This window comes from Acinetobacter sp. NIPH 817 (assembly GCF_000368405.1).
Lineage (GTDB): Bacteria > Pseudomonadota > Gammaproteobacteria > Pseudomonadales > Moraxellaceae > Acinetobacter.
This window is the reverse complement of sequence record NZ_KB849420.1, coordinates 248,381-261,364: the sequence shown is the minus strand read 5'-3', so window position 1 is coordinate 261,364 and position 12,984 is coordinate 248,381. Positions and strand designations below refer to the sequence as shown.

10 protein-coding genes are annotated in these 12,984 nt (G+C 38.3%); 3 read left to right on the top strand and 7 right to left on the bottom strand.

Translation table 11 applies throughout. From position 1 onward, the window contains the following. Positions 1-456 precede the first annotated feature (456 nt). Together F968_RS04830 and F968_RS04825 are read right to left on the bottom strand one after the other, a co-directional pair. Positions 457-1,836 carry an amino acid permease gene (locus F968_RS04830; protein WP_004790861.1) on the bottom strand — a complete coding sequence of 460 codons (1,380 nt, stop codon included), beginning with the start codon at positions 1,834-1,836 and terminating at the stop codon, positions 457-459. Between the two features lie 140 nt (positions 1,837-1,976). Further along, positions 1,977-3,698 (bottom strand): alpha-keto acid decarboxylase family protein, encoded by a 1,722-nt coding sequence (locus tag F968_RS04825; RefSeq protein ID WP_004790859.1) that lies wholly within the window; start codon positions 3,696-3,698, stop codon positions 1,977-1,979. A 134-nt stretch (positions 3,699-3,832) separates the two neighbouring features. Here F968_RS04825 and F968_RS04820 point away from each other — a divergent pair, with 134 nt between their 5' ends. Continuing rightward, positions 3,833-4,318, top strand: coding sequence for an Lrp/AsnC family transcriptional regulator (locus tag F968_RS04820; RefSeq protein WP_004643588.1), 486 nt, complete (start codon positions 3,833-3,835; stop codon positions 4,316-4,318). Between the two features lie 71 nt (positions 4,319-4,389). Here the strand turns inward: F968_RS04820 and F968_RS04815 are convergent, their stop codons facing one another. The 3 genes from F968_RS04815 to F968_RS04805 all read right to left on the bottom strand — a co-directional run bounded on the left by F968_RS04815 (position 4,390) and on the right by F968_RS04805 (position 9,014). Beyond that, positions 4,390-5,820, bottom strand: coding sequence for an aldehyde dehydrogenase family protein (locus F968_RS04815; protein WP_004790857.1), 1,431 nt, complete (start codon positions 5,818-5,820; stop codon positions 4,390-4,392). 285 nt (positions 5,821-6,105) lie between these two features. After that, positions 6,106-7,638 carry a pyridoxal phosphate-dependent decarboxylase family protein gene (locus F968_RS04810; protein WP_004790855.1) on the bottom strand — a complete coding sequence of 511 codons (1,533 nt, stop codon included), beginning with the start codon at positions 7,636-7,638 and terminating at the stop codon, positions 6,106-6,108. A 2-nt stretch (positions 7,639-7,640) separates the two neighbouring features. Next, on the bottom strand, positions 7,641-9,014 hold the full coding sequence (locus F968_RS04805; RefSeq protein WP_004790853.1) for a diaminobutyrate--2-oxoglutarate transaminase: 1,374 nt from the start codon (positions 9,012-9,014) through the stop codon (positions 7,641-7,643). A 466-nt stretch (positions 9,015-9,480) separates the two neighbouring features. Between F968_RS04805 and F968_RS04800 the strand changes: the two genes are divergently transcribed. Then, positions 9,481-10,182, top strand: a complete 702-nt coding sequence (locus F968_RS04800; protein WP_004790852.1) for an SIMPL domain-containing protein — start codon at positions 9,481-9,483, stop codon at positions 10,180-10,182. A gap of 47 nt (positions 10,183-10,229) precedes the next feature. Here the strand turns inward: F968_RS04800 and F968_RS04795 are convergent, their stop codons facing one another. Then, complete coding sequence (locus F968_RS04795) at positions 10,230-11,126, bottom strand: LysR family transcriptional regulator (protein ID WP_004790850.1); 897 nt, start codon at positions 11,124-11,126, stop codon at positions 10,230-10,232. Between the two features lie 118 nt (positions 11,127-11,244). Here F968_RS04795 and F968_RS04790 point away from each other — a divergent pair, with 118 nt between their 5' ends. After that, positions 11,245-11,820, top strand: a complete 576-nt coding sequence (locus F968_RS04790; RefSeq protein ID WP_004790848.1) for an NAD(P)H-dependent oxidoreductase — start codon at positions 11,245-11,247, stop codon at positions 11,818-11,820. Between the two features lie 63 nt (positions 11,821-11,883). On the opposite strand, the gene F968_RS04785 is transcribed toward F968_RS04790, so the two are convergent. Then, entirely contained in the window at positions 11,884-12,978 is a 1,095-nt protein-coding gene (locus F968_RS04785; RefSeq protein WP_004790847.1) for a fatty acid desaturase family protein, read from the bottom strand. Between the last annotated feature and the right edge of the window lie 6 nt (positions 12,979-12,984).

Below are 12,984 nucleotides of genomic sequence, written 5' to 3'. Positions count from 1 at the left end.
CAATAGGTTGTACGTCACTTTTTGTTGAGTGCTTGTACGCTCTTCGATAGCTGCATTGTGAATAGAAAATATGACAATTAAGTTACAGTATGATGACGCTTTAATGATTTCGATATTGTTAATTGTCACATTATTATTTTTTATCTGTTATCAAATATTTAATTCAACTTGAGCGGATATTTTACTCTGTATATTAGTCTCTATTATGACACTGATTAAAAATATAGATTTTAAGTCTTCATAAAATATAAAAACAAAAGATATTATAATTATTTTAAAAATCGATAATTTAACTGTATTTTTACTTTTACGACTAAAAATAATTTTATTACTAAAATTCTGATCAAAAATTACGGTAGATAATAATTTATTTGTAACATGAAAATAATATGACAAAAGATAAAGGGTTACCTACCGTGTGTAAGGTAACCGCAATATCATTGTAAATTTACTGGATTAATTCGATTGCACTTCTGGCATTGCGACCATTTTTTTACGATATTTTAAGAAATACATCAGTGCTAAAACAGCAAGCCAAATTGGGCCTAAAATAACGGCCAATCTCATATCTGGCGTCATTGCCATAATAATAAGAATAAAGCATACAAAGCTAATGGTTAAATAATTACTCCATGGACTCATAATGCTTTGAAATTTGGTTTGACGTTTTTGCAATTTCATTGCTTTGGTAAATTTCAAATGTGTGACTGAAATCATAAGCCAGTTAATGACAAGTGCAGCCACAACCAACATCATAAAGAGTTGAAAGGCTTGTCCAGGAATTAGGTAATTTACGACCACACATATTGCTGTGATTGATGCAGAAACAACCGCTGCCGGAACTGGAATACCACGGCTATTTACTTTTTTCAAAATTGCCGGAGCATTGCCCTGCTCTGCTAAGCCATGCAGCATACGGCTATTACAATAGATACAGCTGTTATAAACTGAAATAGCAGCAATCAAGACCACAAAGTTCAAGACATTCGCAACACCATTACTGTTTAATGACTGGAAAATCATAACAAATGGGCTACCACCTTCTGCCACCATATTCCAAGGGTAAAGGCACAGCAAGATCCCAATAGCACCGATATAAAAAATTAAAATACGATAAACAATCTGATTTACTGCTTTAGGAATAGTGGTTTCAGGTTTTTTCGTTTCAGCAGCAGCAATACCAATAAGTTCTAGACCACCAAATGCAAACATAATAACAGCTAAAGCCATGACAAAACCGTGAATCCCGTGCGGGAAGAAACCACCGTGTTGCCATAAATTTGCAATACCTGCTTGCGGACCAGCAGAACCTGTAAATAAGAGATAAGTACCAAAACCAATCATGCTTAAAATTGCAACAATCTTAATGCAGGAAAATAAGAATTCGGATTCCCCAAAAAATCGGACATTCACTAAGTTAATGCCGTTAATTAAAATAAAGAAAAATAAAGCAGTCAGCCATGTCGGAATTTCAGGCCACCAAAACTGAATGAAGGTTCCAATTGCACTGAGTTCAGCCATGCTTACCAGCACATACAACACCCAGTAATTCCAGCCAGACATAAAACCAGCCATTTTGCCCCAATACTTGTTCGCAAAATAACTAAAAGAACCACTTACTGGCTCCTCTACAACCATTTCACCTAAATGACGCATAATTAAGAAAGCGATAATTCCAGCAATCGCATATCCTAATAAAATTGAAGGACCTGCCAGTTTAATCGTTTGAGAAAGACCTAAGAATAACCCTGTTCCGATCGCACCTCCTAGCGCGATGAGTTGAATATGCCGATTGGATAAGCCTTGTTTTAACTCGTGCTTATTGTTTGCATCCATAACATTATCTCCAATGTTGGTGTCACTTCCTGTACACCTTTATTCAGCACCATATCCGAAGGCCAGAAACCGACCTTCGGAAATACGTTTGCTTTAATATGAGTCCATTTAATTTTAAGAAGACTTGTCCTATCTTCTATTTAAAACGAGCTTGCATCCTTACATTTAATAGGCTGGGAACGCTCCTTTAAAATTTCGTAGCCACGATCGCCGTAATCAAAACGCGCGATGACTGAAGCAAATTTTTTCAAACTTACTGGTGCATCCATTGCTGGTAGTTTTAATTCAATAAAAGTTAACTGATCATTTAAATGAACATTGTCTAAAACACTCTTCAGTTGCCCAGCGGTTTCTACTACATAGGTGGTATGGCCTTTTTTACCGTTAAATACCGCAGGAATTTCGGTGTATTTCCAGTTTTGCACGTCGTTATAAGCTGCGTTTTCACCCATAATTAAGCGCTCAATGGTGTAGCCGCCATTGTTCAGCAAGAAAATAATAGGTTTTAAACCGTGACGGATAATTGTAGAAAGCTCTTGTACCGTAAGCTGGAAAGAACCATCGCCAATAAACAAAATTTGACGGCGTTCAGGAGCTGCCAATAAGCTACCAAGTAAAGCTGGCAAGGTATAACCGATTGAACCCCAAAGCGGCTGAGCAATATATTTAGCTGTAGCAGGAAGTTTTAAACCAGACAAAGCTGAGTTTGAAGTTCCTACTTCACCAATAATCACATCGTCTTCTTTTAAGAAACCTGAAATGTAGTTCCAAAGTACATCTTGGCTTAGCTTTTGTTGTGCTGGGGCTTCAAAGGCTTTCTGAGGTTGTTTTTCAAGAACAGGTTTAGTCGCTTTACGCGGTGCAACTTTTTTATTTAACTCAACAAGTAATTGTCCAATCTCAATGCCTGGAAAATCCTGACCAAAAATATTCAGACCATAAGATTTAATTTCGATATAGTTCTTAGTCGCAATTTGATGAGTAAATACAGCTGAACCTACGTCGGTAAAACGTGCGCCAATACCAATTAAGCAGTCAGATTGTTCAATGATATTTTTAACATGTGGCTGGCTTGCCCCACCCACATAAGTACCGATGTAACGCGGTGAGCCCTCATCCATAATATTTTTTGCAGTATTCATACCCGCAAATGGAATTGAGCATTTTTGAGATAAATCATTTAAAAGTGAAGTTACACCAAAAACTGAAGCTTCATTATCAATAAGAAGTGCTGGGCTTTTTGCATTGTTCAAAATGTCACAAAGTTTGCTTACCACACTTTGCAATAAGTCTGGCTCAACAGATGGATAACTTAAATCAAGTGGACGGTCAGTAACTTCAATTTTAACGTGAGTAATATCTCCCGCTAACTGGATGTGCACAGGGCGACGTTCAAGGAAACACTGACGCAATACACGATCAATTTCAAAAGCTGCATTTGCAGGAGTTAAACGTGTTTGAGCAACTGTGAACTCTTTCATACAGTTCATAATATTGTCGTAGTTACCATCGACAAGCGTATGGTGAATTAAAGTTCCCTTTTGAACTGCATGTAAAGGCGGAATACCTGAGATATGAATAAGAGGTACATTTTCTGCATATGCACCTGCAATGCCATTAATCGCGCTTAAATCACCTACACCATAAGTAGTTGCCAAGGCAGAAAAACCGTTAATTCGTGCATAACCATCAGCTGCATAGGCTGCATTCAATTCATTACAATTTCCGATAAATTCGAGTTCTGGATCTGCTTCAACTTGTTCGAGATATGAGAGGTTAAAATCACCAGGTACACCAAAAAGATGTTGGATACCCATTTGTTTTAAACGAAGATTTAAAAAGTCACCGATTTCTATGAACATTGCTCTATATCCTTTGAGACCAATTTTTATTCCATAGAAAAATAATATTTCATCTACCTTTTAGATTTCGTGCATAATGAAAACGCATTTTAATAAAAATACATGATTTGTGTATCATAAAAGGATTTTATGCAATGGATAAGTTCGACTGGCAAATCATTCAGGCACTACAAAAGAATGGACGGCTCACCAATCAGGAAGTTGGAGATTTAATCGGTTTATCTGCTTCTCAATGTTCTAGAAGAAGGCAGCTACTTGAGCAAAAAGGCATAATTTTAGGTTATACAGCCCGCATCCAACAACAAGCGCTAGGACTGGAAGTTACAGCGATGATTCACATTAATTTAAGAACACATGAGGCAAAATCTCAGCAGGCATTTCAAGAACTCATTGAAGCGGAAGATAACATTCAAGATGCATTTTCAATTAGTGGCGATGCGGATTTTATTTTAAAAGTCGTTGCTGAAAACTTAGAACAGCTTTCTCAATTTGTAACCGAAAGATTGCTTTCTTATAATTTTATTGGTCACATAAAGTCTTACATTGTTCTAAAAAAAATCAAAGAACAGAATCATTTTTTAATCAAACCTAAAGGTCACGGTTACCATCACACGACTTAAGCAGATTAGTATTTAATAAGATAATTTAAAAATAAAAAAGGCGGATCTATCATCCGCCTTAAAATTAATATTTAGACTTTACTGATATGGACTGTTTGCCCGATCGTATTTTCAAGTAAACCTTCTAAGCCAAACTCAGCACCTAAACCTGACATTTTCCAGCCCCCAAAAGGCGCATGAGGCAGGACTTCTGCATGGGTATTAATCCAAACAGTACCGCATTGAAGCTGTGTAGCATAAGTTTGAGCAGCTTTTAGATCAGAAGACCAGATTGAACCACCTAAACCAAACTCGCTGTCATTGGCACGGGCAATTGCATCTTTGATATCTGTATATTTTAAGACAGGTAATACTGGACCAAATTGTTCTTCTTGGACCACACGGCAAGAGTCAGAAACTTCAGTCAAAATAGTAGGAGCAATAAAGTAGCCTTGCTCTGGTAACTGCTGCTGACCAGAAAGTGCTTTTGCACCCTGCTCTATGGCTTCAGCAATAAGGGTTTTCACCTTGTTATATTGCATTTGATTTTGCACAGGACCAAATGTTGTAGAAGATTCCATTCCATCACCTACAACTTGAGCGTTGGCAATGTCTGCTAACTTTTGTGATAAAGCCTCATATTGACTTTCATGGACATATAAACGTTTTAACGCCGCGCATGTTTGGCCTGCATTTAAGAACGCCATATTAAAAATCTTAGCTGCAATTTCATCGATATTTGCATCTGGTAATACAATACCCGCGTCATTACCACCAAGCTCCAATGTTAAATGTTTTAACTGTTGAGCTGCACCAGCCATAATGTGTTGACCTGTTCGAGTTGAACCCGTAAACACGACTTTTTGTACATCTGGATGTGAAGAGAGTGCTTCGCCAATCTCACCAGCACCGACCACAATTGAGATTACGCCTGCTGGAACTTCTTGTTGAATAATTTCACATAAACGCAAAGTTGAGAGTGGCGTGTATTCAGAAGGTTTGCTAATGACCACGTTACCTGCACGCAATGCAGGCATGATATGCCAAACTGCAATCATCAGTGGCCAATTCCAAGGAGTAATTGAAGCCACTACACCCAATGGTTGGCGATGACGCTCAATACGCTTGGTTTCACTGTCTTCAATCACTTCAACAGGTAAATCCATAGCAGCGGCATAGCGAGTCCAACCAATTGCACCCTGCACTTCCATTTGCGCGAGTGCCAGTGGCTTACCTTGCTCCAGCACAACCAGCTCTGCAAGCATTTCAGCGTGTTTTTCAATACCATCTGCAACTTTATTTAAGATTGACTTACGCTCTTCGTGTGAAACTTGTTGCCAAGCTTTAGATGCTTGTTTAGCTGCACTTACTGCTTGATTTACTTGCTCAACCGATGCTTTTGCACAGCGTGCTGCAGTTAGACCTGTAGCAGGGTTAATAACTTCTAGTTCACCCTGTTCACCTGAACAAGATTGACCGTTAATAATCAGTTTAAATTCATTAAGCACATTAACTTGTTGCATTTCTTCTTCCTTGTCTTAATTGTAATTACAGCCACTTACTTTTTTCAGTTAAAACGGGATGATTTCAAGTAAGTACGATATTGATATATCAATGTGACCAAAAATATTGGGGACATACCAATACAATAAGAAATTTGCATAAGATAGATCATGCATAATTATTTTTGTTTTTGAAAAATATGCATGGTTTGTGCATATTTTTATTTACTCATACACATTTTGAATAAAAGAATCTGTAATAAAAAAGCCCAGCAAGAAGCCGGGCTTTTTTCGTTATCAACTCAATTAGTCGATTGGTGGTACATAATTACCAGAAGCAATCGCATCTTTAATGCGGTCAGCTTCAGCCAATACTTGACCTAAAAGGTTTTTAACATTTTCGAATGTCACAACTGGGCTTAATGTGGTCATTTTCAATGACTGCACATTACCCACTTTTGTTACACCGATATTTGCTTCACCACGTGCAAACAATTCGTCTGCTACGTTTTGGTTCAAGCTATCGATAAACTCAACTGGATAGCCTTGTGGCACAACACGAAACAATACTGAAGCAAACTGAGGTTCAACTAAAAGCTCTAAACCATCAGTTGCCTTGATGTAATCTGCAACTTCACGAGTAAGTTTTACACCATGGTCGATCATTGAACCGTAAAGGTCTTCACCTAGTGATTCAATTGTCATCCACAATTTCAATGCATCAAAACGACGAGTCGTTTGTAATGACTTAGAAACAAGGTTTGGTACACCATGCTCTTCATCATAAGCAGAGTTCAAGTATTCAGCTTCGTAGTGCATAAAGCGATAATTCGCTTCATCTTTCAGCAAGAACGCACCACAGCTAATGCTTTGGAAATAATGCTTATGGAAGTCAAGGGTGATCGAGTCAGATAACTCAATACCATCAAGCATTGCACGGTAGTCATTTGAAAGAATTAATGCACCGCCCCATGCCGCATCGATGTGCATCCATGAACCATATTTATTGGTAATTTCACGGATTTTCTTCAATGGGTCAATTGCACCAGCATCGGTTGTACCTGCTGTCGCAACGACACAAGCAACAACTTTGCCTTCTGATTGCAAATGCGCCATCGTTTTTTCGAGAGCATCTACATCCATCTGCGCATTTTCATTCACAGGAACAGTCACAACTGACTGGAAGCCCATGCCCATCATTGCCATGTTCTTTTGCACAGAGAAATGCGCATTTTCAGAACAAATAACTTTGACGTTTTTCATTGCTTCAGCTGGAATACCATCACGCTGTACAGACCACGGATTACCGTTTTCGTCTTTCCAGTTTTTCGAAATGCACCAGTCACGAGCAAGTAACACACCCATTAAGTTAGATTGAGTACCGCCAGAAGTGAAAACACCTGCCTGACCAGAACCATAACCAACTTTTTGACGCAACCAATCAATAAGCTGAACTTCCATTAATGAACCGGCTGGGCTTTGATCCCATGAGTCCATAGACTGGTTAGTTGCATTGATTAACACTTCCGCAATTTGGCTCATCACCATGGTTGGGCAGTGTAAATGCGCTAATGAATGTGGATGATGTACTTTTAAGCTTTTATTTAAGAAAAGCTCAATCATACGTTGAAGTGATTCTTGTACACCCATACCTTCTTTTGAAGGTTGGAAAGAAATTGCTGAACGCAATTCTTTAATACTACCGCCTGTGTACATCTTTTCATTTTGCAACCATGCTGAAACGGCTTTTACCGCTTCGCCCATTGCTGACTCATAGTCAGCAATGGATTGTGCATCATTGCAGAGTAACGCTTTACGATGTTCTGCAAAATCCACCATACTTATGCGCCTCGTACTGCAACCAATGCTTCTGCAATTGCTTTCTTAAAGCGAGCAACTACTTCAACACACTCTTCTTGAGTGATGATAAGCGGGCAAAGTAAACGAATTACTGTACCGTTACGGCCGCCTTTTTCAAGCAATAGTTTATTGTTGAAACAAGCAGTTTGAATTGCAGCAGCTAATTGTGAATCAGCAGGATGCGAACCGATACGATCAGCTGGTTTACGCTCGTCAACAATCTCAACACCGATCATTAAACCGCGACCACGTACGTTACCGATACATGGGAATTCTTGAGCTAATTTTTTAAATTCAGCTTGTAAGTAATCACCACGTTCTTGCGCATTTTGAGCAAGATTTTGTTCAGTAATCGTTTTTAATACGACAAGGCCTGTGCCCATAGCAAGTTGGTTACCACGGAAAGTACCCGTGTGACCAGCAGGCTGCCAAGCATCAAATTTACGTTTAATACCTAATACTGCAAGTGGTAAACCACCACCTACTGCTTTAGACATTACAACAACATCAGGTTCAATACCTGCATGTTCAAATGCAAACATTTTGCCTGAACGTGCAAAGCCAGCTTGAACTTCGTCTAAAATTAAAACGATGTTGTGCTTTTCAGTCACTTCGCGGATTTTTTGCAACCATTTTACTGGAGCTGTAACTACGCCGCCTTCGCCTTGAATCGCTTCAAGAATAACAGCAGCCGGTTTTGTTACACCGCTTTCAACATCTTCGATAAAATTTTCAAAGAAGTAAGTTAAAGCATCAACACCAGCTTCACCACCTAAACCAAGTGGGCAGCGGTATTCATGCGGATATGGCATGAATTGTACGCCTGGCATTAAACCGTTAACTGCATTTTTTGCACTTAAGTTACCAGTCATAGCAAGTGCACCATGAGTCATACCATGGTAACCGCCAGAGAAACTGATTACTGAACTACGGCCAGTGTAAGTCTTAGCAAGTTTAATTGCTGCTTCAGTTGCGTCTGCACCAGCAGGACCACAGAACTGCAAGCAGTATTCTTCTTTACCACCAGGTAAATATGCTAACAATGCTTCAGTGAATGCATCTTTTAAAGGTGTGGTTAAGTCTAAAGTATGCAATGGCAAACCACTTGCCAATGTATCTTGAATACTTTGAATCACCGCAGGATGATTATGACCTAAAGCCAATGTACCTGCCCCAGCTAAACAATCAAGGTACTCTGTACCTTCAACATCAGTAACCCAGCACCCTTGTGCTTTCGCTATCGCTAACGGTAATTTACGTGGATAGCTACGAACATTTGATTCCATTTGACTTTGGCGAGTCAAATAATATTCGTTAGTAGCATTAGTGGCAGGGTTAACGGAAGTAACGCTCATATCGGATTACCATCTCTGATAGGGGTAGAAAGAAATAAGTCTGGTGACGATTGGTCCTTTGACTCGGTGCTTTATAGAACTAGTAAAGACACTTATTTTATATCTTGTAACTAGGAGCGCGATGATACCTAATTTTACAAGAAAAAAAACGTCTTTTATGTACTTTACTCATCTAATCTTATTGAAAAAATGTATCATCCCAATAGTTAAGATGAATTATCATCATACTATGTGACAACCTAAAGAAAATATTCTTTTTTTATATTACTTTGATTTTTTAAGTTACATTGACACACTTTATTTTTAAGTTTTTATTTTTAAAAGATTTTATATTTACCAAAATTTAAAAAAACTGATCTAAATATTACAAATACGCCACAAAATCTGCAAAAGTTATGCATAACTTATGTTTAACATTTCTTAATGAAAAAAATTAAATTTATATTAATTTTTAAAGGAAAAAATTATGCGTACTTTAGCTGTCTCAACCTTTCTTTTAGGTTCTCTCCTTAGCCCTTTAGTTTTTGCTCAGGATGATAATGCTTTGAACTATAATATTGTGAATGTACAAGCTGAAGCTTCTCGTCAAGTTTCTAATGATGAAATGCACGCAACTTTATATATTGAAAAAAGTAACAAGCAACCAGCCGAACTTTCAAATCAGATTAATCAATTGATGAATCAGGCACTTGCCGTTTCTCGTAAATATCCGCAAGTTAAAGTGGAAACTGGTGCTCAAAGCACTTACCCAATTTACGATAACGACAGTAATAAGCTAAAAGAATGGCGTGGCCGCGCTGAAATCCGTCTAGAAAGTAAAGACTTTAAAGCAGCAAGCCAGTTAGTCAATGAATTGCAACAAAGCTTCCAAACTCAATCGATTAATTTTACGGTTTCAGATGAGCAACGTAAAAAAGTTGAAAATGACTTGATGGTTGAAGCATCTAAAAACTTTCAACAACGTGCTCAAATGTTGACTCAAGCATGGAATAAAAGCCAATACACGCTCGTTAACTTAAACTTAAATACCAACAATTATTTCCCTCAGCCTGTAATGAGAGCAAGTATGGCTAAGTTTGCTATGGCGGAAGCTGCACCAGCTCAAGACATGGCAGCTGGGGAGTCTAAAATTACTGTGAATGCAAACGGTTCAATTCAGTTTAAATAAATTACCTTTTCCGGCCCAAGCACCTGATTGCTTGGGCTTTTTATTAACTAAATTTCCCCATCTAAATACTCTGCAAAAGCTTGAGCCAAATAATCAAAAAGCGCTCTGATTTTTGGAATTTGTCTAAAGTCTTCATGTATCACCAGCCATAGATCATATCGATGAACCTCTAAATCTGGAAGTAGCTGTACAAGCTCTGGACATTGATTTGCTATAGGACACTGAATAAAACCTACTCCTAAAGCAGCTTTAACTGCTGAGAACTGTGCAGGATGACTATCGGTGCGTATTTTGAATTGTTCATTTCTTATTTCAGGTAGAAAAATCCTCATCATTTCTCTTTCAAGAAGATTACGCTCGGGTCCTATCAGATCATGCTGACTTAAATCTGCTAGAGAGATGGGAAAACCTTTACGCTGTATATAATCTCGATGTGCATATAGACCCAATGGCACCTCACCAACCTTTTTGGCTACAAGCGCTTCCTGAACAGGAGGATACATCCTGATTGCCAGATCAACCTCTTGCTCTAGTAAGTTGGCAGAAGCATTGTTTAAAGATATTTCGATATTAACTTCTGGGTAAAGTGAACGGAATTTTGTGAGCATTTGAGGCAGAACAAGCGTGCCCAAGAACTCCGATACACTCACTCGTACACTGCCTGCAATTAGATTTAGAGGAGCACTTGCTGTACGCATAAAATGGTCAGAAGCACGTTGCATAGCCCGAACTGGAAGTTCAAGAGCTAGAGCATGTTCTGTCGGTTTCAAGCCATGAACAGAACGACTAAACAAAACAGTTCCCAACTGGTTTTCAAGCTGTTCTATACGTGTTCGAACAGTGGGTTGAGTAACGCCTAATTTACGAGCGGCTGCCGAGAAACTCCCCTCTTCTAAAACCACTAAAAAGAATTTCTGATCATCCCAAGAAGTCTGTTTGTTCATCAAAATTCTTTCATCTGCTCAATTAATTTAGTTAATTTTATTATAGGTCTGCTTTTTTTATGATGTGAATATTGTTTATGCATCTGATTACTCATCTTAGAAATTAAGGAGACATACTATGAATAAGCCACTTTTACTGGTCTTTCATCCCGATTTAAATCAGTCCAAGGTTAATCGTGCTTTGGTTCAAGCATTAAAGCTTCGAAACCAAATCGATATTGTTGATATTCAAGAGTTATATAATGGATCTCTAGATATAATGAAAGACGGCGCAATTGAAGCCCAACGTCTAATCTCTGCTTCACACATCATTTTCCAGTTCCCTATCTATTGGTATTCAGTTCCTCCGATTTTCAAAACTTGGATGGATGCGGTTTTAACGCGGATGTTTTATCTTTTTTATGAACAGGAAGGTCAGAATATTGAAGGTAAATCAATTTACCTACATGTTACGGTTGGCAATTTGAATTCGGCATATCAAAAACAAGGACAAAATGGCTTCACCCTAGATGAGCTCATGGCACCTTTAAAAGCTACTGCATGCCGATGCGGATTAAACTGGCATACACCTCATGTTGTTTTTAATGCAAATCAATTAGATGAAAATGATATAGAAAAAGAAATTTCATTATCTTTAAAGCAGTTTGACCAATGGGGGATATTCAATAATGTTCCTCTTACTTATTCATGCTAGTGCTAACCATAAAAAAACGCACTCCTGAAAATCAGTAGTGCGTTTCGGGGTTAAAGTAATATCTTATTTTTTAAACGGTAAAGCATATTTAAAGATTCGGCCGACAACCTGTCCAAACTGTTTAGCTAGACTCGCGTTGTTATAATTTAGACCATATTTTTTACATACAGCTTCAACTTTTGGAGCCATTTGGCGATAACGGCGCGCAGGAACATCAGGATATAAATGATGCTCGATTTGATGGCTCAAATGTCCGCTTAAGATATGTAATGCTTCTGAACCTTTTAAGTTTGAAGAACCACGAATCTGGCGCATATACCAGTGACCACGGCTTTCTTCCTGTAAAACAGACTTTGGAAATACTTCTGCATCTTTAGTAAAGTGACCACAGAAAATAATCGTAAACGTCCAGATATTACGAAGACCATTCGCAACCAAGTTTCCTGTCAATACAGGTAATGCCGCTGGTCCTGCAATTAATGGGAAAAAAACGTAATCTTTGAAAAGCTGGGTACCAATCTTTTTATTTACTGGTTTTAATTCTTCCAAGAATTTTGCCATGCTCTTACGCTTATAAAGAACGCGACCAATTTCAAGGTTCTGAATCGCTACGCCCCACTGGAACAATAAGCAAAATGGAATGCTATAAACGGGTTGAAGCAAGAAACCAGGCTTCCAACGTTGCTCTGGGAATAAACGAAGTAAACCATAACCAATATCATCATCGATACCTTTAATGTTGGTATATGTGTGATGTTTATAGTTATGCGTTTGACGCCAGTTATCAGAAGTACCGACAGTATCCCATTCGTAAGTTTGACCATTAAATTTAGGATCGTTCATCCAGTCGTATTGGCCATGCATAACGTTATGACCAAGTTCCATGTTTTCCATAATTTTAGAAAAGCCTAATAGACCTGTTCCTAAAATCCATGCTGGTGGGAACCAACCTGCAAACAAACATGCTCGGCCTAAAAAACTACTGTAGCGAACTGCTGCATAGACACGGCGGATATATTTAGCGTCTTTTTCACCCAAATCATCCAATACTTCTTGTTTGATCTGATCAAGCTCTTTTGCAAATGCGTCAAGTTCTGCTGGAGTCAAATCGCGATTTTTAGGATTTTTAAAATATTCGACTTTCACTGGCATATTCATAAAAGT